Raw genomic sequence first — 19,249 nt, 5'->3', positions numbered from 1 at the left:
TGACAAATGGCGCGATCCCGGCAACGCTCCTCACGCGGCCGGGATCGCCACGAGCCTGATCGCCGACGAGTCCTACCACCCGTACTTGAGTTCGACGCCGGCGTAGTCGGCATTGCGGCCGCCCGCCTCACGAATCGAGTTTCCCACCTGGAAGTGCACGGCTTCGACCGAACCTACCAGATTTGCCGCAATCGTCCAGTCCGCGCGCAACTGCACATACATGCCGGTCCACCGGCTGCCCTTGCCCGCCGTGCCCGGCACTGGCTGATTCGGCTGCTGGTACACGGCGTCGCCGGTCGTCTCGCGCCACTGGAAGCCCAGCGCGCCAAGCAGCGTGAGACTGGCCGAAGGCTTGAGCGTGATGGATGGTTTGATGTGGATCAGGTTCGCGTAGCCCGTATAGCCTGCGAGCGTGAAGTAATAGCCGTTCGGAAATAGCGGATTGAAGGTCTCGAGCCGCCCATCATGCGGGTGCCGGTCGCCAGAGGCAGCGTCGATCTGCAGCCCGACGCGCGGCGTCCACGGCAGGTCGAGCTTGTAACCCGCGAGCGAGCCGATCGCCCACGCGAGAACCGTACTGTTACCGACCGTTCCCGTCTGCAGCATCGCCTCGGCATCCCAATCGACGCGGCCGCGCGTGCCGAAATAATGCAGGTCCCAGACGTCGCGGTGCTCGGAACCTTGAGCGTCGAGGTATCGCGCGTTGGTGTTGTTGTAGCGCGACCAGTAGCCGGACATATCACCCGGCCCGACGGATTGGCGCTCGAAACGCACGCCGCTGAAAGTGAGATTGCGGTTCGACACGTCGTCGAACACCGTCGCGTTACGGTACTGCACGGGCTGCGTCGCGTAGGCGATAAAGCGCCACTTCTGGTATTCGTAGTCTGCCCAGATAGCATCGAACGCCTGTCGTACGTTCGGGCCATCGCGTACGGCAATGAAACGCTGCAAGTCGAATGCCATTTCCTGGCGGCCAACGCGAAACTTGAACGTACCGCCGCCGACCGCTCCGGTGTAGGCCACGAATGCCTGCTCGAGATCGAGCGGATTCTTGTCCACCGGCGTGACCACGTTCTTGCCAAACGCCCGCGCATCCACGAGTTGCACGAAAAACTGCCAGTGCTCGGCGAGATGTGCATCGGCATGCACTTCGATGCGCTGAATCAGATAAGTATCCGACTGCGCAGAGCCGATACCGAACAGCGGGGCGTCATTGGTTTCGATACGCTCACGCAGGTTCGCGCCAAGCGACAGATATGAGGCGGGGTCGCCGCCGAGCGGAATGTACTTGAGGCTGTCGAGCGGCTTGCGCGGAACGCAGGGGTTCGCAAGCACCGACCAGTCCTCCTGCCAGCGGTTGAACATCACGGCAGGACGTTTGACGTTGCACGCGTCGGTCGTTGTGGCGTCATTCTCCACCGTGCCTGTGGTCGCACCGGCCGAGTCAGCCGCGAGGCTCGCACCTGCAACCGGTTGCGCCGCCGTATCCGCGAACGCTGCGTCGGCGCCCATCAGCAACAGCCCGGCGATGGCCGTCAAGCGCGCGGCCTTCTCGAATCGACGCCCGCGCATCGTGCCCAATACCATGGATTTCCTTGCCTGTGTCGGCTTGTGTTTGTGTTTGCCCGTCCCGCTCACGCGCCGGGCCTGAGCGGGGCGATTCCCTGCGCCGCCTGGATTCATGAGTGCCCTGGTGCGATCGCGCGCTCATGCTCTCCCGTGGTCGCCGCGAGCCCGACGAGGGCGCACGCCGGCGCAAGCAGCGCCCAGAAGCCCATGTAGACCACCCCCAGTGCCCCGGCCACCGCGCTAACCGCAAACGCGACAATGGCCGGCATCATCGACCCGAAGCGCGAGCGCGCCGCGGCGCGCACACTGTCGACCGTGCCCGGCGACAGCATGTCGATCACGTCCAGAACGGCTTGCGTGACGTTGCCCGTCATTACGGTATTCGGCACGCCAGGACGCTGGATCAGGCGCGGATGCGCATTCTGCACACCCATCGCGAACGCACCCACGACGCCGGCCACGATGACAGGCAAGCTGTCGGGCCGGCTGACCGGCGTCGCCCATACGCCGGCGAGGCAAAAGCCGACGATCAGCACGGCCTGCACCGCATAGAGCAGGCGTGCGCCCTGACGCGCATGCCCCTGCGAGAGCCAACGCACGAGCAGGCTGCTGAGAACGACCCCGCCGATAAACGCGGGGAACACGATCAGCTTGAGCAGAACGCCCTGCCCCGAGCCGGCGATGCCGGCGCCAATCAACACGAAGTTGCCCGTCACGTGTGCGGTGAACAGACCGAACAGTGCAACGAAGCTCAGCGTGTCGACAAAGCCGGCGATCGCGGCAAGGATCGTGTCCTCGGACTTCATTGCGCCGCGCCTGCGTGAATTTCGGCGATATAGCCGCCCGGGAACTGCACGACCGCGGCATCACGCCCGGCCGAGGTGAACGGCGGCACCAGCACATTGACGCCAGCGGCCTTCGCCTTTTGAAGCGTATCGGCCAAATTCGGTACTTCGTACCCGGTCACTTCGCGCCCGAACGGGTAAGGCAGATGACCGTCCGTCACGAGCACGGTCATCTTGCCGAACGGCGATTCGATTCGAATGCGGCGATAGGTGTCGTCAGGTCTGCCGATCTCGACACCCGGCGCCTTCAGGTCATCGGACACCACCTTGCCGTGCGAGAATTTGACGAAATCGTGAACCAGCTTGTGCACGCTTTGCGGCGACACGTAGACCCGATTCTCGGGAATGGTCTGCAGCTTGTCGTAGTGCGGGGCCTCGGTGTGCCAGTAGAGCTGCATGTTGGTACCACCCGGCCACGTGATGATCGCATCGCGGCCGATCGGGTCGGGGAACGTATCGACGATCACATCGGCACCGAGTGCACGCGCCGACTTCACCGCCGCGTCCATATCCGTCACGAGGTAGCCCGTGCGCTCCGCGCCGAAGGGATACGGCATGGGCGTCTTGAAGCCGAACACGGAGATCGTGCCTGCCGGGGTAAATACGAGCTGCGACATCGTCTGACTCGGTGTCGGCGTGACCTGGAACACACCCTGCTTCGACTTGCTGCCGCCGAACGTCGCCGCGAAGCTGTCGGTGAAGCGGTCGAAGTCCTCTGGTGCCACGTATACGTGCGTCGTGTCGTACTGCGGACCGACTGCGACCGACGGCGCTTCGACCGGCGCTACGGGCGGCTTCGCGAAAGAAACGGGCGCGGCGACGAGATCGCCCGCGATCATCAGGGCAACTAAGGCAGTGCGAATTGCTTTCATAGCGGAATTTCCTTGATATTTCATCGTACTGATCAATCGGTCAGGCGCGGCTCTCGCCGGCCGGACGCTGCGAATCGCCGAGCAGGATCGCGAGCACGAGCCCCGCGATCAGTCCCAGATGCTCGAAAAAACTGTTGAGCGCCATGAAGCGCTCGACACCGGCATGGTTCCAGAAGTCGTTGGCAACCAGCATCGCGACGACGGTCAGCATGCCGAGGCCGCCTGCGCCGATCCACGTGAAGCGGCGCAATACCACGCATAGCGAGCCGACGATCTCGACCGCCACCGCGAGCGCTGCCCAGAGGGCGGCCGGCTCCAGGCCGAAATGCGCCTGCTCCGCAATCGCGCCCTCGAAGTTCAGCGCTTTGGTGACACCGCCGATGAGGTAGGCGGACACGAGCGCAAGGCGCACGAGCGGCCCAACCCACGGCTGCGATAGCAGCGCACGAACCCATGCGGGGTTGCTGCTGCCGTTCCATATCGTCATGTCAGATTGCCCAGCAAGCGCAGCCGAATGCGCCCCAGAAGCCCTTTGCGTCCGAAGTCGGCAATGCACTGGCCCACGCGCTCGCATGCGCATGGCCGTGCAGATCGCAGGCGCTCGCGCAGGCGCACATCGCCGCGGCAGCGGCGCGTCCGAGCGGCGCGCCCTCGCGCTGCGTAGCGCCCCAGCCGCCATAGCCGCCGTATTGGCGCACCGGCGACCAGTCCGGCATTGCAGGCGGGATCGGCTGATCGTGTTGCGAGAACGGGCCCGCGCCCCAGACGATCTTTCCGCCGACCACCGTGAGCAATGCGGTGGTGCCGGCAATGTCGTCCTCCGCGCACGAGAAGAAGTCGCGGTCCGGAACCATGAGGTCGGCAAGCTGCCCGGGCACCATGCGCCCTTTCTTGCCCTCTTCGTTCGAGAACCAGGTGACGTACTCCGTCCACATGCGCAGCGCGGTATCGCGATCGAGCAGGTTACGTTGCGGATACATCCGCAGACCGCCAACTGTCTTGCCGCTCACGAGCCATGCGAGCGACACCCACGGGTTGTACGACGCGACGCGCGTCGCATCGGTGCCGGCCGAGACCTTGATGCCCTTCTCGAGCATTCTCGCGACGGGCGGCGTGGCTTGCGCCGCTTGCGCGCCATAGCGCTCGACGAAATACTCGCCCTGATAGGCCATGCGATGCTGAACCGCGATGCCGCCACCCAGCGCCGCAATGCGATCCATCGATCGCTCGGAAACGGTTTCCGCGTGGTCGAAGAACCAGTTGATTCCGTCGAGCGGAATATCCTTGTTGACCTTCTCGAACACATCGAGCGCACGGCTGATGGTTTCGTCATAGGTCGCATGCAGGCGCCACGGCCAGCGGTTCTGTGCGAGTACCCGCACCACGCCTTCGAGTTCGCCTTCCATTCCGGGCGGCAGTTCGGGGCGCGCCACGCGGAAGTCCTCGAAGTCGGCCGCCGAAAACACCAGCATTTCACCCGCACCGTTGTGGCGGAAGTAGTCCGAACCATCGTGATACTTGACCGAGCCGGTCCAGTTCACGAAGTCTTCCTTTTCGGCCTTCGGCTTTTGCGTGAAGAGGTTGTATGCGATGCGCACCGTCATCTCGCCCGCATCATGGAGCTTGCGGATGACTTCGTAATCGTCCGGGTAGTTCTGCGAGCCGCCGCCGGCATCGATCGCGCCGGTCACGCCAAGGCGGTTGAGTTCGCGCATGAAATGACGCGTCGAATTGTATTGATACTCCAGCGGCAGCTTCGGGCCTTTCGCGAGTGTCGCGTAGAGGATCGACGCATTGGGGTTCGCCAGCAGCAGCCCGGTGGGGTTGCCCGCGCTGTCGCGCATGATCGTGCCGCCCGGCGGCTCCGGCGTATCCTTCGTGTAGCCCACCACGCGCAACGCGGCGGCATTGAGCAGCGCCCGGTCGTACAGATGCAGGATGAAGACCGGCGTATCCGGCGCGACGGCGTTCAACTCATCGAGCGTCGGCAGCCGCTTCTCTTCGAATTGGTGCTCGGTGAAGCCGCCGACCACGCGCACCCATTGCGGCGCGGGCGTGATTGCAACCTGCTGCTTGAGCATCTCCATGGCAACGGCGAGCGAGCGCACGCCGTCCCAGCGCAGCTCCATGTTGTAGTTCAGACCGCCGCGGATCAAATGCAGGTGATTGTCGATGAGGCCTGGCAGCACCGGCCGGCCACCGAGATCGATAACTTTGGTCGCGCGGCCCGCGAGCGGCATGACGTCGGTATCGCTGCCGACCGCGACGAAGCGGCCATCGGCAATCGCCACGGCACTGGCGATCGGGTTCGAACGATCCAGCGTGGTGAACCGTCCGTTGTGCAAAATGAGATCGGGATGGGTAACGGTTGCGCTCATTTGCGTTTCCTCGTTTCTATCAGTTCGATTAAAAGCCCAACAACTGCCTCAGGGATGGAACGGCCTGTGCGCCGATCAACATGCCAAGCAGGCCGATGAGGGCAACGAGCGGGGGCGCGGGCGAGCGGACCTTGATCACGCTGTAGATCACGCCTATCAGCATCCCTGCACCGAGGGACACCAGATAAGATTCCATACGATCAGTCTCTCCGTGAGATTGGAATGCTGATGCGAGACCCCGCGGTTCAACCCGAGTACCTCGCGGGGAATGCACTGCAGCGCAGCGATCGGCAGACCGCGTGCGCTGCCGCCGACTTCACGCGAAGCGCATCGCCCCGCTTTCGGCGATCGCGGAGGCGATCAGCGTGCCGGTACAGCCGGCAGCACCTCGTGCGGCGTAGCCGTGCGCTGCGCTGCCTTATGGACCATCGTGTACGCGTAGTCGACGCCCATGCCGTACGCGCCCGAATGTTCCTTCGCGATCGCCATCACGGCGTCGTAGGTCGCGCGGTGAGCCCAGTCACGCTGCCATTCGAGCAGGACCTGCTGCCACGTGACGGGCACGGCGCCCGCCTGGACCATGCGCTGCATCGCGAAGTCGTGCGCGTCTTTCGACGTGCCCCCCGATGCGTCGGCCACCATGTAGATCTCGTAGTCACCTTCGAGCATGGCGCAGAGCGCGAACGTCGTGTTGCAGACCTCGGTCCACAGACCTGCCACGACCACCTTCTTGCGGCCATTCGCGGCGAGCGCGTCGCGTACCTTCTGGTCGTCCCACGAATTCATCGACGTGCGTTCGAGCACCTTGTGCTCGGGGAACACGTCGAGCAGTTCCGGATACGTGTAACCCGAGAAGCTTTGCGACTCGACCGTGGTGATCGTGGTCGGAACGTTGAACACCTTGGCCGCCTTGGCCAGACCGACGACGTTGTTCTTCAGCACCTGGCGGTCGATCGACTGAACGCCGAACGCCATTTGCGGTTGGTGATCGATGATGATCAGTTGGCTGTTCTGAGGAGTGAGAACTTCGAGTTTCGAATCGTTCATGACGGGTAGGTCCTTTGAACCGGAGAGAGGAGGAAGCCGCCATGCCGGCATGACCGGCAGGCGTCCAATGTGCATTGGCGCTGGGCAATTCGACATCCAGCTCCGGTTATTTGACACGCAAGGACAGAGCAGCAACAACTAAAAAGGGATTAAATTTTATTGCCCAAAGAATTAATCTTAAAAGCTCTTAATTGGTATTTTCTTAATCCAGAGTAGCCGGTAGTCTTTCCACGAATTCGCTGGGCAGATCCTGTAACGGGACAGGTCGTCAATGAGACTCGCACTATGAAACCGTATATCCTTTCCTTGTTGGCCGGCATCCTTGCCGGGGTCGTCTACGGTGCGATCGGCGTGCAATCGCCGGCCCCGCCCACCATTGCGCTGACGGGCCTGCTCGGCATGCTGGCCGGCGAGCAGATACTTCCCCTCGCACGCAGGGTGCTCTCCGGTTACAAGTTGGGTGCCGCATGGCGCGAGGCGAAATGCAGCCAGCACATGTTCGGCTCGCTGCCGGGCGCTCAAGGCTCCAACGCGGCCGCAAGGGACCAGCAGTCATCCTCATTCTGAGCGGCGCTTCACCGAAGCCGCGGCAAATTCGAGGCGGTTGTCTTCACAGCGGTCTTGCTGCGGCGGAGCAGCTTGACCTGGGACTGCGCGATGTCACTCCATGTCTGCTCCGCTCGACGCACGGCGCAATCAAACGACTCGTCTTCCACCGTGCAGCGACCGTCTACCGTGATCAGCCACCCCTTGCGCGTACGCGTGCAACTCACGCGTCCGTCTTCCATGAGGTCGGCGTACCAGCGCCAGACACGCGCATCGTCAGCGTTCGCACGAACGGCGGCAGCGAGACGCGCGATCTCGAGGCTATGCGGGTGCGAGCCTTGCAGTTTCAAACCCATTTCATTCCCTTTTCGAAGCCACTCAAAACTGGCCGCCAGGAGCAAGAGGCCTGTTTCGCGTTCGTTCGTATGGTGGTCGCGATAGGCATCGAGCTGAGGCGACGCGCGCCTGAAAGTCCTTGTGACAAGCTGAAGAGTTCTGAACAGACGCGCGTTGCCTCGCAGGCGCGTCACGCCGATCTCGTCGTAGCGCCTCAGGACTTGAGGAACGCGAGCAGGTCCGCATTGACCTGATCGACGTGCGTGCTGCACATGCCGTGCGGCGCGCCCTTGTACACGTTGAGCGTCGCGTTCTTGACGATCTTCGCCGAGAGCTTCGCCGAATCGTCGATCGGCACGATCTGGTCGTCGTCGCCGTGCAGGATCAGCGTGGGCACGCTGATCTTCTTGAGGTCGTCGGTGTAGTCGACTTCAGAGAATTGCTTGATGCACTCATACTGGCCTTTGATCGAACCGGCCATGCCCTGGCGCCAGAAGTCCTGCACGAGGCCCTGCGAGACTTTCGCGTCGGGGCGGTTGAAGCCGTAGAACGGCGTGGCCAGGTCCAGATAGAACTGCGAGCGGTTCGCCGCCACGCCCGCGCGGATGTTATCGAACACCGACATCGGCAGACCGTTCGGATTGTTCGCAGACTTGACCATTTGCGGCGGCACTGCGCCGATCAGCACGGCCTTCGCCACGCGCTTTTCGCCATGGCGGCCGATGTAATGCGCCACCTCGCCGCCGCCCGTGGAATGGCCCACGAGCATCGCGCCCTTCACGTCGAGCGCGTCCAGCACAGCCGCGAGATCGTCGGCGTAGGTGTTCATGTCGTTGCCCTCGGACGGCTGGCCCGACCGGCCATGGCCGCGGCGGTCGTGTGCGATCACCCGGTAGCCCTGATTCACCAGGAAGAGCATCTGCGCGTCCCACGCGTCAGCCGAGAGCGGCCAGCCGTGCGAGAAGACGACCGGCATGCCCGTGCCCCAGTCCTTGAAGAAGATCTGCGTGCCGTCCTTCGCGCTCACGTAGTTGCCGCCGTGATGATGCGAGGCGCCGTGCGTATGCGCCGAGCCGCCCGTCACGGACGCGGCTGCGTTCGCGGACAGGCTCGACATGGCTGCCACGGCGCCGGCCATGCCCGCACTTGCCGAAAGCAGCCTGCGGCGCGACGCCGAAGGCCTGGTCGAATCGATTTGCTGCGTGTTCATGCTAGATCTCCGTCGTTGCATCGCCGCGCGCGGGCGTGGCGACGACCTTGCGTGTTGAGATGGATAGCGATGCGGCGAGGAGCGAGAACTCGCTGAATAGCGCCACATGCCGGCAGGCACTCTAATGATGCAAGCGACCAAAGTCCTTGGCGCAAACTGAAAAGTCCTGAAATGAAGCCGCAATGCCTTTGCGCCCAGCGAGGCGCAAAAGCTTTAGCCACGATTCGGCACCGTTGTCGCGCTCACGCACGCCCCCAAAGCTCGGTCGAACGGATATCTCGCATGCGCCAGAGATTAAATATTCTTAATCAGACTCTGCCTGATTCCAGACGAACCTATACTTTTTCCGCGAGCCTTTCGCGTAGTTCCTGTCACGCCACGTTCACCAACCAAGACTCGCATCATGAATCCGTACATCCCTTCGCTGCTTGCCGGTACTCTCGCCGGGGTCGTCTACGGTCTGATCGACGTGCAATCCCCGGGCTTCTAGCGGATGAACAACGTCGAGTTTTTTCATTACCTCCTGCTGTTGATCTGCGGAGCGGGCGCCCTGACGTGGCTCGCGCAGCGCATCGCGATCCCGCCTGCCGTCGTTCTGCTGCTCGGCGGCTGTGTGATCGCAGTCGCCGGCAGGCGCGTACCCGACGTGGACCCGAACCTGCTGCTCGCGGCCGTGCTGCCGCCGCTGCTGATGTCGAGTTCGTTCTATACGGCGTGGAAGGAATTCCAACGCGGCATCGGCACGATCGTTTCGCTCGTGCTCGGGGCCGTGACATTCACCACCGTCGCCGTGGCTGTCGCCGTGCATGCCTTCAACCCGAACCTGCCATGGGCGGCGTGCTTCACGCTCGGTGCGATCGTCTCGCCGCCCGACGCGGTCGCCGCCAAAGCGATCCTTCAGCGCCACCCGCTACCCGCCAGGCTCGTGGCCGTGCTGGAAGGCGAAAGCCTCGTGAACGACGCGTCGGGCCTGCTGCTCTATCAGATGGCGGTCTCGGCAGCGCTAGCCGCGACGATCACGGTCACGAGCGGATCGGTGCTGTTCTTTACGCTTACCCTGATCGGCATCGCGGTCGGCATCGTGTGCGGCCAGGCCATGTGTTGGGTGCTGCAGCGTCTGGGCGATCCGATGCTCGGCATCGTCGTGACCTTCGTTATGGCGTGGGCCAGCTACGGTATCGCGGAGGCCGTCGGCGGATCGGGTGTGCTGTCCGTCGTGACCTGCGGTCTCGTGCTCGGCATCCGCCAGCATCGGGTATTCGACGCTGATATGCGCATAAAAGCCAAGGCGACCTGGGAAGCGGTCGTGTTCGTGCTCGAGGCGCTGGTCTTCATCCTGATCGGCCTCACACTGCATGCACTCCTCTCACGGGTGAATCGCGAATCGGCCGTGTTGACGGCCGGGCTGCGTGTCGCGTTGCCGGCAACTGCGGCAGCCATCGTTGCGCGCCTCGCGTGGGTGTTCGCTGCGATCTGGCTGCCCGACCAGATACGCGCGAAACGTTCGGGCCGCGAGCCGTGGAGCTTCAAGGAAGCGGTTGTGCTCGGCTGGGCGGGTATGCGCGGCGTCGTCAGTCTGGCGGCCGCAATCGCGCTGCCAGACAATTTCCCCGGCCGCGACCTGATCGTCTTCAGCACATTTCTGCTGATCATCGCGACGCTTGTCGTGCAGGGCGGCAGCCTCGCGCCGCTCATCCGGCTGCTGAAACTGCGCCCGACAGCCCGTCACACCATGTCCGAGCATGAGGCGCGCGCCCATGCGTTCGGCGCCTCTCTCGCTGCGCTCGAGGAAATCGACGAGCGCTCGTCCGGCATCGAACGCGCGACGTTCGAGCGGCTGCTAGCCGAATACCGGATTCGCGTCACCGCGAACGAAAGCGCATACCAGTTGGGTGCGGACCGAATCGAACACCGTGCGCACTTCCTGCGTGTCGAACTCGAACTCGTTGGCGTGTCGCGTGAGGCATTGCTCGGCCTGCATCGCGACGGCAAGGTGGACGACGCGGTCCTGCATCGCATCGAATCCGAACTTGATTTCGAGGAGCTGCGGCTGTTGCGGCTGCTCGAACCGTGACGGCTTGCCTCCACCTCGGCCCTTAACGAAAGGTCTTCATCATGCCCACTACGATCAAGGCTCTGCTCACGCCGCGCGAAAGCGACATCGGCAACCTGATCGTGCGGCGCGTGCTTCCCGCCCGTGCCGCGCGCCTCATCGGACCATTCATTTTCTTCGACCATATGGGGCCAGCCGTGCTGCCCGCTGGCAGCGGCGTGGATGTGCTGCCGCATCCGCATATCGGCCTCGCGACCGTCACGTACCTGTTCGAAGGCTCGTTCATGCATCACGACAGCCTCGGCTATCGGCAGAAAATCGTACCCGGCGACGTGAACTGGATGACGGCCGGTCGCGGCATCGTCCATTCAGAACGCACGCCGCTGGAGGATCGGCCAGTTGAACAGGCGATCCACGGCATTCAGACCTGGGTCGCGCTGCCTGTCGAACACGAAGACGCCGCGCCCGCGTTCATTCATCATCCGGCCGATACGCTGCCGACGTTCACGCGCGACGGGGCAACCGTACATGTGATCGCAGGCTCGGCTTTCGGGAAGACCTCGCCGGTCGAAGTCTTTTCACCCACGCTCTACGTCTATGCCGAGTTCGCGGCTGCCGGTCGCCTTGCACTCGATGCCGAGCACGAGGAGCGCGGCGTCTATCTCGTCGACGGAGATCTGACCATCGACGGGACGCCGTTGTCTCCGACAACGATGGCCGTGCTGGAGTCGCGTGCAACGGTCGAACTCGCCAGCGCGCATGGCGCGCGCGTGATGCTCCTCGGCGGCGCGCACCTGCCGGGCGAACGCTTCATCGAGTGGAATTTCGTGTCTGGTTCGCGCGAGAAAATTGTGGCTGCGCGGCAAGCCTGGGCTGCGCGGACCTTCGGCAAAGTGCCTGGCGAAGAGCATGAGTGGACGCCTCAACCCGAGCGTGGCGCACATTGAGCATCGACTTGGGGAGCGATTGCGTTTGGCCCGTCATGCCGCTCATTGCGCGCCTCAAGAAGCCTTGACGCGCGCTTCGTCTCGACCGAGCCACGCATGAATCTGGCTGACTACCGCTGCGCCGTCTCCTACCGCTGCGGCCACCCGCTTCGGCGCCCCTGATCGGACGTCGCCGATCGCGAAAAGCCCCGGCACATTCGTCTCGAGTGGGAAGCGCTCAGTGCCTGCGTTCGCATCGGGCGGCCCCGTTTCGACAAAGCCGCGCTCATCCAGTTGAACGCCCATCGATGTCAACCAGTCTGTTTTTGGATCGGCGCCGATGAACAGGAAAAGATGCTGTATCTCAATGAGCTCACTGCCCTGTTCGTGATGAAAGACGCGAATTCGCTCAAGACCACCGTCGCTCGCTTCCAGTGATTCAAGCGTGCATCTTGCGCAGATCGACACGTTTGGCAGAGCGCTGAGCCGGTCTACCAGGTAACGGGACATGGTGGCTTCGAGACTATGGCCACGTATCAAAACGCGTATGCTTTTCGCAAAGTTGGCGAGAAAGACGGCAGCCTGCCCAGCCGAGTTACCGCCACCGATCAGCACAACGTCTTTCCCGCTGACTAGACGCGCCTCGATGGGCGACGCCCAATAGTAGATCCCTCTGCCCTCGAAGCGCTCAAGGCCCGTCACGGAAGGCTTTCGATACACCGCTCCGCTCGCGACCACGACTGTCCGCGCACGCACGCACTGTCGATCGGAAAGCGCGAGCACGAAGTTGCCCGCCGCGCCCTCGACCCGATCGACCGCAGTGGGAATGGCCACGTGAGCACCAAATTTCAATGCCTGCTGAAACGCGCGTGCTGCAAGAGCTTGCCCCGATATGCCAGTCGGAAAGCCAAGGTAGTTCTCGATACGTGCGCTCGCACCGGCCTGACCACCTGGCGCGCGCCGATCGAAAACGACGGCCGAAAGCCCCTCCGACGCCGCGTAAACGGCCGCCGCCAGGCCCGCCGGACCCGCGCCGATGATAGCGATGTCGTAGCACTGCGACGCACAGAACGTCGGCACCAGGCCGAGCCGGGTGGCGAGCTCCACTTCGTCGGGCGCCCTCAGGACCGACCCGTCCGGGCAAAAAACAAGCGGGAAATCGTCGGCCTTCGAAGTGAGGCCGGCGAGCAGCTGCACGGCGTCCGAATCCTTGTGTGCATCGATCACCGCAGCCGGATAGGCATTGCGCCGCAAAAAGCCTTGCAGGCGGACTACCCTCGCGTCGTCACCCTTGCCGACGATAATGGGACCGAGCCCCTGCTCGATGAGCCCGAGACGCCTCAGGATCAACGCGCGCATGATGTGCTCGCCCAACTGGGCGTCCGCGATGATCAGCGCCCGCAACTGCTCTGAGTTCAGGACGAGCGTATCGCAGTCAGTCATGGCAATCGCGTCCACCAGCGACGGCTTGCCGGTGAGTTGCGCCATTTCGGCCATGAAATGGCCGTCATGATGGTCTGTCACGACCGTGGTACGCCCTTGCGGGTCGCACGAATAGATCCGCACACTCCCGCGCTGCAAGATGAATAGCCCTTCTGCAATGCGCCCCGTCCTGAAGATCGAATCGCCGGCCTTGAACGACTTCGGGCGGCCATAGCGGCTCGCACTGCGTATCTCCGGATTGGAAAGGCGTGGAAACATTTGATGCTGCCGATATTCAAGGGACGAAAACGGAAGTTCAGAGTCGAGTGAGCTTGCGTTCGTATTACCTGCGTCGATCATATTCGCCTCGCCTGCCGGCCGCGTTGAGTTCGAGTCCGGATGTTAGCGACATCAAGCCCAAAAGTTCTTGTTGCGAAGCTGAATAGTTCTGAAGAGACCAGCAACCCTAGGGGAAGCGCTTTCCCATCGAATGGGCCATTGCGCCACGCGCAACACGAGCTCGCGCGCTGAGTATATTCAGCTGGGAGCTCGTGTTGTTTTGCCTGGTGAGCATCGCAACTTGCCCACGGGGCATGCCATGGAACGCGCAAAAATCACGATCGCCTACGACTTCATTTGTCGATGGTGCTGGATCGGACATCGAAATCTGGAGGCCGGCAAGGCCCTTGACGAACTTCCCGAATTAGATGTTCGTTATCTTCCGTTCGAATTGAACCCGGAAACACCGCCTCAAGGGATGCACCGGCGCGTCTACCGAAGGCTCGAGTTCGGTAGCTGGACTCGCTCGGAAATGCTGGGCGGACGTGACTTTGCCGTGACGCGCCGCTATTTGAACTTGACGAGATCCTTGAAGATCAGTTGAGCCCAGGTATTCCCCCTGGCCTGGACGAGCGAACCGCCATCCTTGAGCGGTCCTAGCGCAATCGGCGCGAAACCGAGTTGTTCAGCCAGAGCCGCGACCGGTGCCACCGCACTTTCGTCATCGCTCGACAGAAACACGACGCGGCTGCCGCCATTCACACTCGGATCAGCGGCCAGAACGGCAGCGGGCAGATGGTTAAAACCCTTTACGAACCTGGACCCGGTAAACGCTTTGGCGACAACTGCGGAGGACGGCAGACCTTGTAGCTCTTCGACGGGAACGCCATAAGCATTTGTCGCGTCGATGACCGTCTTGCCCTTCCAACTCTTGATCTGCTTCGCGACCTCGCGGTGCTCCCAGAAAGGAACCGCCAGGAAGATCGTGTCGGACGCGATTGCATCCTGCAGCGTCTTGGGGACGACGGTAGGGCCGATCTCTCGTGCCTGCTGCATCAACGTCTCGGGAGGGCGCCGGCTGGCGACCGTTACGTCGATGTTCTTTCTTGCAAACGCTCGAGCGAGTGCCTGGCCTACCGCGCCAAAGCCAATAATCGAATAGCTCATGCGAACTCTCCATTCAGGTGACGTTTTGATCAACCATGGACCCATGGTGATTATTGGTAACCGGGCGCGCGGGACCGTTGCCCGCGTTAGGCGGCCCGCTGCGCGCGATGCGCCATGCGAGCCACAGCAGACACGCGGAACCGAGCGCCTTCAACGCCGTTTGCAGCGACAACAGCGCGAGCAGACGTGACAATACCCGCTGGACAATCACCGAAACCAATCCAGGTTATTGATCAGGATTTCATATTTGTAGACACAACTCGGACCATCTTCGTCAGGTTGACAGGCCCCCTACGCGCTTTTCGGCGCGATTTCAGATAGCCGAGAAGCCACCGTCGACAGACAATTCCACCCCATTCACGAAGCTCGAATCGTCTGAAGCAAGAAACAGCGCGACCGCCGCAATTTCCTCAGGACGCCCCATCTTTCCCCGCGGGATCAGGGATTCGAACATCCGCTTCGCCTCCTCGGTGAGAACCTGGTCCTGCATCGGTGTGGCGATCGGCCCCGGGCTCAGCACGTTCACCCGGATATTCCTGCCCTTCAGTTCGTTGAGCCAAGTGCGTGCGAATGAGCGCAATGCCGCCTTGCTCGCCGCATACACGCCGTAACCAGGAAAACCCTTCACCGAAGCAACTGACCCGGTCATGAAGATCGATCCACCATCGTTGAACAGCGGCAACGCCTTCTGAACCGCAAACAGCGTACCGCGCGTATTCAGGCCGAATTCCGCGTCGAAGTGCTGCTCGGTAATCTCGCCCAGCGGGACGGCTTTGCCCGTGCCAGCGCTCGCGTACAGGATGTCGATCTTGCCCTTTTCACGCCTGACTGTATCGAACAGACGGTCAAGGTCGTCGAGATTGGCCGCGTCGCCGCGCACACCGGTCACGTTCCGGCCAATCTGCTTGACGGCCTCGTCGAGCACCTCCTGCCTCCGTCCCGTGATGAAAACATAGGCGCCTTCTTCGACGAACCGCTTCGCGCTCGCCAGCGCCATGCCGCTCGATCCCCCCGTGATGACTGCAACCTTACCCTCAAGCTTTCCCATGACATCTCCTTTCGTGGTGTCGGACAGCGTCTCGGTTCCCATTTGCACAAATGTGCTGTATCTTGTGGATCACTGATCCAGATACAGCTTCATTTTATACGGATCACCGATCCGATTGTCAAGGCGATTTATGCGAGCCGACGCCAGAAAAAATTACAGCCATCTACTTGCGGTCGCGCGTGACGTCGTCACCGAGCATGGCGCCGATGCGTCCATGCGAGATATCGCCCGCCGGGCCGACGTCGGGTTGGCCACACTGTTTCGCCATTTCCCGACACGAGAAGCCTTGTTCGAAGCGTTGCTGCGTATGAACGTGGACGAACTGATACAGCAGGCAGCCAAACTAGAAACGTCGAATCCGCCTGACGAAGCGCTGGTGTCCTGGTTTCGCGAAGGGGTTGCATTCGTTCGTAGCTATAGCGGCATTTGCGCCTTGTTCGCGACCGCGCACGCGGACCCTGACTCCGCGCTTCACGCTTCGAGCACAGCGCTGCGTTCAGCGGGCGCGCGACTACTGCGCCGTGCTCAGGCCGAGGGAACGGCGCGCGCCGATATCGATGGGGTCGACCTGTTCGCCCTGATGTCGGCGCTCGGCTGGCTCGACGGCCAACCCGGATTCGCGCCACGCGGGGATCATCTCTTTCACATTATTACGAGCGCCATCCTGACAAACCGGTCGAGCAACGATGTCGAGAAGGCAACGTGTTGAATCAGATCGCCGACGCATACTTTCCTACCAGGAAAGCCCCGGGGATTCGAACCAGACGGCGGAAAGCTGACTGGAGCCGACACTCGAATGGCCATTACCGCACTTGATCGATCGGCCGCTTCTGGCGGCGGAGACATCCGGGTCAGTCCTCGATCTCTCTATCTCAGCCGGGTTGAAGGTGCTGGCACTCCGTTTGGAACCAATAGTCGACCAGGCGCTGTGCCGCTTGTAGATCATCCGGGTAATACGGATCATCAAACCACGGTGACGGGTCGTAGCCCGCTTTCCTCAAGGCAGCGAGTTCGCTTTGGTGCTGCGCCATCGTAGGGGGCGCGTTTGTCTTGAGCGCCGCCAGGTCGCGGCACTCTGTCGGAGTGAGGTGCGGCCCGGTATACGGCATGCCACCAGCGACACAGCCGGTGAGCAAAATCACCAGAGCGGGAAGTATTGACTGTGTTCCAGGCCGATTTCTCATAGTACGTCTCCTTCCCTGCGCCGCGCCGTGAACCAGCTCGTAGTGCGCACCGTTGTCGCTGCGGGTGAAAATGCCCGCCTTCGACGCATGTCACTTCGAAGCCGGAACCGGCGTCACCTTTTCTCACCACCTTGCAGATGCCACACGTCTGAACCTTCTCGCCCGGTTTGTGCCCTTCGGCCCTATCACGCTCCTTCGGTTGATCCGCCGCGGGAGCCGCAAGCATCGTTCCTCCCGGCTACCGCGGAGGTTGGTCAGCGAGGCGCGCCGCGAACAGGATCGCGCGAGGTTTGCATCGGCGGAGTCTCGGTCCTCGAGAGTCGCTCTTTTCGACGCGTTGCCGACGGTCAAGTCGTCGCGGTTCAAACGGCAGGTATCAAAGTGGAACGGCCATACCGCGCAACGAGTAGCATCTTTTCTGCCGCAATAATGGCAGATTCAATGTGTGCCAACGATATCTGCATCCAGTCCCAGGACGATTCGTTCCGGGTGCTTCGCGCCTGCTTGAATGTCGCTGATCGCCAGCCCCGACTACGACGATGCGATGATCGCCTCTGCCCTTGCCACCGATTCGATGCTCACGATCAACGCGTGTTTGATATCCAGACGCTCAGGGCCGCTTGCTTGAAAGAAATCGGCGTTGCGCACCGCCGAGCCCACGTCAGGCGGGAACGTCAACTGGTCCCGCGAGGCGCCGTCTGCAAGCCCGCGCCTCTCCACTACAGGCCAACTATCGTCGATCCAGTTGCGCAGGCGCAACGCGGCCCCCTGGCTGGGATCGGTCGCCGTGACGGCGAAACCATGAGCCAGGAAGTGTGTCACCCAACCCGCGCCAATGACGTCAGTGCCGACGACGGCGACGGTGACGGCTCGCGTTGTCATCGGTTAGCCCTCCTGGCAGGCAGCGTGGATTGTTTCGCGCAACGGCCGCAGCCCAATGATCTTCCGTGATTCAGCCGGCGTGGCCGGCTCGTAACCCATCTCGCGGACCAGGCGAACAAGCCGCTCGACCAGGTGAACATTGGTGGCCAACTGACCTTGTCTGTTAGTAGAAGTTGTCTTCGAGTCCGACGCGCACGTCCTCTCCCAGCAACAGCGAGTTCATCGCGGCAGGCAACTGCGCGGCGCCGATAGCGCTGACGTTGAAGACGGCGTTGCGGGGCAGATGATCGATCATCGTCTGCAACAGCCGGGGCGTGCAGGGCAACGCGCCCCGGAACGCATTGGCGCCGATCACGATATTGATAAAGTGCGGCGCGTCGTCGAGCCCCTCGTTGATGGCGCGCTGAACATCCTGGACGATGTCGGCGAGGCTGACCGCCCACAAGGGGACCCTCGACGACGTAGGCTACATCGTCGACAATCGCCATTATTTTGACGCATGCGGGCGTCTTATCAGTTGTGTCGCGCCGTTCCGGAAGCCGATTGATCGAATCCAGGCGGCGAACAATCTGCGTTCGAATGCGCTATCAGGGATATGACACGCTCTTCGAGACCCTCCCGCATCCGGCTGCAGGATGCTCCGCAATGAGGGCGGCCGAATCCGGTCGGATACTCCTCATTGCATTGCAGCAAAGGCGCCGCCGCCGTCCGCACCGGCAGGCGCGCAGTTCGCCCCTTGCCGATCCCCCGCTCCTTGCCTGCCGCGACGTCACTGGATCAGCGGCACCACGCCGAGCTTTTCAGCCAGCATCCTTTCGTAGACACCAAAGTGCAGATCGACCTCTTCCTGGGTGACCACGGTCACGAAAATAGTGATCTGCGCGGGCTGCAGGCCCAGCACCGTCGCGATCGCCGCTTCCAGCTGCGGCGCGCATAGCCGGTCGTCGGCGAACGTGGTGCCGACAGCAATCTCGTAAGCGGACTCCTGCCGGAACACCACTTCAACCAGCCGCGCCCGGGCGCTCATGTTGCTGTCGATCGCCAGCCGGATGACTTCGACCGCCGTGCGCATCGTCTCGGTCGGGAACCCCTTTGTTGAGCGCAACCGGATACGGTGACGCCCAAGAGTGAGCCAATCGTATTCGAATTCCATGGTGTCCTCGCATGGTGTTGCATGGGTGTCGTGAACGTAGGGGTGTGGCAATCCAAATTCAAGAACAAAAAGTCGCCATGACCCCCTTGAAATTTCTGTTTCCAATCCTATCTTAGATATCGCTCAGGCAGTCGCGCCGGCATTCCGGCGCGCTGCGTGTTTCGATTTGTTTGCCGCAGCATGGCAGACGGACTGGAGCGCGTATGCCGGTTCGTTTCCCTGCTGCATCCAAGGAGGAAACGATCATGAGTGATCTCTACTTCGGGACCGACCTTTTCAGCGAGTTCGACCGTCTGCAACGGCAGATGGCGAGTCTCTTCGGCGGTTTCCCG

At 62.2% G+C, this 19,249-nt stretch carries 22 protein-coding genes and 1 pseudogene; 6 read left to right on the top strand and 17 right to left on the bottom strand.

The genetic code is table 11. The features are described 5' to 3' along the window. Positions 1 to 72: 72 nt before the first annotated feature. The 7 genes from F6X40_RS36600 to F6X40_RS36570 all read right to left on the bottom strand — a co-directional run bounded on the left by F6X40_RS36600 (position 73) and on the right by F6X40_RS36570 (position 6,711). Complete coding sequence (locus F6X40_RS36600) at positions 73 to 1,587, bottom strand: alginate export family protein (RefSeq protein ID WP_187631238.1); 1,515 nt, start codon at positions 1,585 to 1,587, stop codon at positions 73 to 75. A gap of 92 nt (positions 1,588 to 1,679) precedes the next feature. Further along, the gene (locus F6X40_RS36595; RefSeq protein WP_184062553.1) at positions 1,680 to 2,375 is read right to left on the bottom strand and encodes a YoaK family protein; all 696 of its coding nucleotides are present in this window, start codon (positions 2,373 to 2,375) and stop codon (positions 1,680 to 1,682) included. Then, positions 2,372 to 3,286: a glyoxalase gene (locus tag F6X40_RS36590; protein ID WP_187631237.1), complete on the bottom strand. Its 915-nt coding sequence runs from the start codon at positions 3,284 to 3,286 to the stop codon at positions 2,372 to 2,374. Before F6X40_RS36590 ends, F6X40_RS36595 begins: the two co-directional genes overlap by 4 nt. 40 nt (positions 3,287 to 3,326) lie before the next feature. Next, positions 3,327 to 3,773 (bottom strand): DoxX family protein, encoded by a 447-nt coding sequence (locus F6X40_RS36585; protein WP_187631236.1) that lies wholly within the window; start codon positions 3,771 to 3,773, stop codon positions 3,327 to 3,329. Between the two features lies 1 nt (position 3,774). Continuing rightward, complete coding sequence (locus tag F6X40_RS36580; protein ID WP_187631235.1) at positions 3,775 to 5,664, bottom strand: amidohydrolase; 1,890 nt, start codon at positions 5,662 to 5,664, stop codon at positions 3,775 to 3,777. Between the two features lie 28 nt (positions 5,665 to 5,692). Beyond that, entirely contained in the window at positions 5,693 to 5,860 is a 168-nt protein-coding gene (locus F6X40_RS36575; protein ID WP_184062561.1) for a DUF1427 family protein, read from the bottom strand. 164 nt (positions 5,861 to 6,024) lie between these two features. Next, positions 6,025 to 6,711 (bottom strand): hydrolase, encoded by a 687-nt coding sequence (locus F6X40_RS36570; RefSeq protein ID WP_184062562.1) that lies wholly within the window; start codon positions 6,709 to 6,711, stop codon positions 6,025 to 6,027. Positions 6,712 to 6,996: 285 nt separating this feature from the next. Between F6X40_RS36570 and F6X40_RS36565 the strand changes: the two genes are divergently transcribed. Further along, on the top strand, positions 6,997 to 7,278 hold the full coding sequence (locus F6X40_RS36565) for a XapX domain-containing protein (protein WP_184062564.1): 282 nt from the start codon (positions 6,997 to 6,999) through the stop codon (positions 7,276 to 7,278). An 8-nt stretch (positions 7,279 to 7,286) separates the two neighbouring features. Here the strand turns inward: F6X40_RS36565 and F6X40_RS36560 are convergent, their stop codons facing one another. Both F6X40_RS36560 and F6X40_RS36555 read right to left on the bottom strand, forming a co-directional pair. After that, the gene (locus F6X40_RS36560) at positions 7,287 to 7,787 is read right to left on the bottom strand and encodes a hypothetical protein (protein ID WP_262421684.1); all 501 of its coding nucleotides are present in this window, start codon (positions 7,785 to 7,787) and stop codon (positions 7,287 to 7,289) included. Between the two features lie 20 nt (positions 7,788 to 7,807). Then, positions 7,808 to 8,803: an alpha/beta fold hydrolase gene (locus F6X40_RS36555; RefSeq protein WP_187631234.1), complete on the bottom strand. Its 996-nt coding sequence runs from the start codon at positions 8,801 to 8,803 to the stop codon at positions 7,808 to 7,810. A gap of 493 nt (positions 8,804 to 9,296) precedes the next feature. Between F6X40_RS36555 and F6X40_RS36550 the strand changes: the two genes are divergently transcribed. Beyond that, the gene (locus tag F6X40_RS36550) at positions 9,297 to 10,877 is read left to right on the top strand and encodes a cation:proton antiporter (protein WP_187631233.1); all 1,581 of its coding nucleotides are present in this window, start codon (positions 9,297 to 9,299) and stop codon (positions 10,875 to 10,877) included. 41 nt (positions 10,878 to 10,918) lie between these two features. Further along, positions 10,919 to 11,803 (top strand): pirin family protein, encoded by an 885-nt coding sequence (locus F6X40_RS36545; protein WP_187631232.1) that lies wholly within the window; start codon positions 10,919 to 10,921, stop codon positions 11,801 to 11,803. A 54-nt stretch (positions 11,804 to 11,857) separates the two neighbouring features. On the opposite strand, the gene F6X40_RS36540 is transcribed toward F6X40_RS36545, so the two are convergent. After that, on the bottom strand, positions 11,858 to 13,564 hold the full coding sequence (locus F6X40_RS36540; RefSeq protein WP_187631231.1) for an FAD-dependent oxidoreductase: 1,707 nt from the start codon (positions 13,562 to 13,564) through the stop codon (positions 11,858 to 11,860). Positions 13,565 to 13,802: 238 nt separating this feature from the next. Here F6X40_RS36540 and F6X40_RS36535 point away from each other — a divergent pair, with 238 nt between their 5' ends. After that, positions 13,803 to 14,087, top strand: a complete 285-nt coding sequence (locus F6X40_RS36535; RefSeq protein WP_187631230.1) for a DsbA family protein — start codon at positions 13,803 to 13,805, stop codon at positions 14,085 to 14,087. Here F6X40_RS36535 and F6X40_RS36530 read toward each other — a convergent pair. Together F6X40_RS36530 and F6X40_RS36525 are read right to left on the bottom strand one after the other, a co-directional pair. Beyond that, complete coding sequence (locus tag F6X40_RS36530; protein WP_187631229.1) at positions 14,051 to 14,650, bottom strand: NADPH-dependent F420 reductase; 600 nt, start codon at positions 14,648 to 14,650, stop codon at positions 14,051 to 14,053. The genes F6X40_RS36535 and F6X40_RS36530 overlap by 37 nt on opposite strands. A 313-nt stretch (positions 14,651 to 14,963) precedes the next feature. Continuing rightward, entirely contained in the window at positions 14,964 to 15,698 is a 735-nt protein-coding gene (locus F6X40_RS36525) for an SDR family NAD(P)-dependent oxidoreductase (RefSeq protein ID WP_187631245.1), read from the bottom strand. 130 nt (positions 15,699 to 15,828) lie between these two features. Between F6X40_RS36525 and F6X40_RS36520 the strand changes: the two genes are divergently transcribed. Next, positions 15,829 to 16,407 (top strand): TetR/AcrR family transcriptional regulator, encoded by a 579-nt coding sequence (locus F6X40_RS36520; RefSeq protein WP_184059865.1) that lies wholly within the window; start codon positions 15,829 to 15,831, stop codon positions 16,405 to 16,407. Positions 16,408 to 16,570: 163 nt separating this feature from the next. Here the strand turns inward: F6X40_RS36520 and F6X40_RS36515 are convergent, their stop codons facing one another. From F6X40_RS36515 to F6X40_RS36500, 5 genes are all read right to left on the bottom strand, one after another. Further along, positions 16,571 to 16,882, bottom strand: coding sequence for a DUF4148 domain-containing protein (locus F6X40_RS36515; protein ID WP_184059863.1), 312 nt, complete (start codon positions 16,880 to 16,882; stop codon positions 16,571 to 16,573). Positions 16,883 to 17,413: 531 nt separating this feature from the next. Continuing rightward, complete coding sequence (locus F6X40_RS36510; RefSeq protein ID WP_262421683.1) at positions 17,414 to 17,764, bottom strand: 3-hydroxyacyl-CoA dehydrogenase NAD-binding domain-containing protein; 351 nt, start codon at positions 17,762 to 17,764, stop codon at positions 17,414 to 17,416. Positions 17,765 to 17,767: 3 nt separating this feature from the next. Further along, positions 17,768 to 17,914 (bottom strand): 3-keto-5-aminohexanoate cleavage protein, encoded by a 147-nt coding sequence (locus F6X40_RS43700; RefSeq protein ID WP_410452604.1) that lies wholly within the window; start codon positions 17,912 to 17,914, stop codon positions 17,768 to 17,770. A 13-nt stretch (positions 17,915 to 17,927) separates the two neighbouring features. After that, complete coding sequence (locus F6X40_RS43695) at positions 17,928 to 18,209, bottom strand: 3-keto-5-aminohexanoate cleavage protein (protein WP_409339996.1); 282 nt, start codon at positions 18,207 to 18,209, stop codon at positions 17,928 to 17,930. Positions 18,210 to 18,533: 324 nt separating this feature from the next. Continuing rightward, positions 18,534 to 18,917, bottom strand: coding sequence for a hypothetical protein (locus F6X40_RS36500; protein ID WP_090809669.1), 384 nt, complete (start codon positions 18,915 to 18,917; stop codon positions 18,534 to 18,536). 203 nt (positions 18,918 to 19,120) lie between these two features. On the opposite strand from F6X40_RS36500, the pseudogene F6X40_RS42900 reads away from it, so the two are divergent. After that, positions 19,121 to 19,249 (top strand): annotated as a pseudogene (locus F6X40_RS42900) (Hsp20/alpha crystallin family protein); the annotation flags it as partial.

This window comes from Paraburkholderia sp. UCT31 (assembly GCF_014397655.1).
GTDB lineage: Bacteria > Pseudomonadota > Gammaproteobacteria > Burkholderiales > Burkholderiaceae > Paraburkholderia > Paraburkholderia tuberum.
This window is presented reverse-complemented; position numbering and strand designations above follow the sequence as displayed.

What these genes read in the sequence shown, in the direction of transcription:
- F6X40_RS36580 (WP_187631235.1), bottom strand. Translation starts at nt 5,664, where the DNA reads ATGAGCGCAACCGTTACCCATCCCGATCTCATTTTGCACAACGGACGG.
- F6X40_RS36590 (WP_187631237.1), bottom strand. Translation starts at nt 3,286, where the DNA reads ATGAAAGCAATTCGCACTGCCTTAGTTGCCCTGATGATCGCGGGCGAT.
- F6X40_RS36545 (WP_187631232.1), top strand. Translation starts at nt 10,919, where the DNA reads ATGCCCACTACGATCAAGGCTCTGCTCACGCCGCGCGAAAGCGACATC.
- F6X40_RS36535 (WP_187631230.1), top strand. Translation starts at nt 13,803, where the DNA reads ATGGAACGCGCAAAAATCACGATCGCCTACGACTTCATTTGTCGATGG.
- F6X40_RS36570 (WP_184062562.1), bottom strand. Translation starts at nt 6,711, where the DNA reads ATGAACGATTCGAAACTCGAAGTTCTCACTCCTCAGAACAGCCAACTG.
- F6X40_RS36565 (WP_184062564.1), top strand. Translation starts at nt 6,997, where the DNA reads ATGAAACCGTATATCCTTTCCTTGTTGGCCGGCATCCTTGCCGGGGTC.
- F6X40_RS36555 (WP_187631234.1), bottom strand. Translation starts at nt 8,803, where the DNA reads ATGAACACGCAGCAAATCGATTCGACCAGGCCTTCGGCGTCGCGCCGC.
- F6X40_RS36600 (WP_187631238.1), bottom strand. Translation starts at nt 1,587, where the DNA reads ATGGTATTGGGCACGATGCGCGGGCGTCGATTCGAGAAGGCCGCGCGC.
- F6X40_RS36595 (WP_184062553.1), bottom strand. Translation starts at nt 2,375, where the DNA reads ATGAAGTCCGAGGACACGATCCTTGCCGCGATCGCCGGCTTTGTCGAC.
- F6X40_RS36520 (WP_184059865.1), top strand. Translation starts at nt 15,829, where the DNA reads ATGCGAGCCGACGCCAGAAAAAATTACAGCCATCTACTTGCGGTCGCG.
- F6X40_RS36540 (WP_187631231.1), bottom strand. Translation starts at nt 13,564, where the DNA reads ATGATCGACGCAGGTAATACGAACGCAAGCTCACTCGACTCTGAACTT.
- F6X40_RS36500 (WP_090809669.1), bottom strand. Translation starts at nt 18,917, where the DNA reads ATGGAATTCGAATACGATTGGCTCACTCTTGGGCGTCACCGTATCCGG.
- F6X40_RS36525 (WP_187631245.1), bottom strand. Translation starts at nt 15,698, where the DNA reads ATGGGAAAGCTTGAGGGTAAGGTTGCAGTCATCACGGGGGGATCGAGC.
- F6X40_RS36585 (WP_187631236.1), bottom strand. Translation starts at nt 3,773, where the DNA reads ATGACGATATGGAACGGCAGCAGCAACCCCGCATGGGTTCGTGCGCTG.
- F6X40_RS36510 (WP_262421683.1), bottom strand. Translation starts at nt 17,764, where the DNA reads ATGACAACGCGAGCCGTCACCGTCGCCGTCGTCGGCACTGACGTCATT.
- F6X40_RS36550 (WP_187631233.1), top strand. Translation starts at nt 9,297, where the DNA reads ATGAACAACGTCGAGTTTTTTCATTACCTCCTGCTGTTGATCTGCGGA.
- F6X40_RS36575 (WP_184062561.1), bottom strand. Translation starts at nt 5,860, where the DNA reads ATGGAATCTTATCTGGTGTCCCTCGGTGCAGGGATGCTGATAGGCGTG.
- F6X40_RS36515 (WP_184059863.1), bottom strand. Translation starts at nt 16,882, where the DNA reads ATGAGAAATCGGCCTGGAACACAGTCAATACTTCCCGCTCTGGTGATT.
- F6X40_RS36530 (WP_187631229.1), bottom strand. Translation starts at nt 14,650, where the DNA reads ATGAGCTATTCGATTATTGGCTTTGGCGCGGTAGGCCAGGCACTCGCT.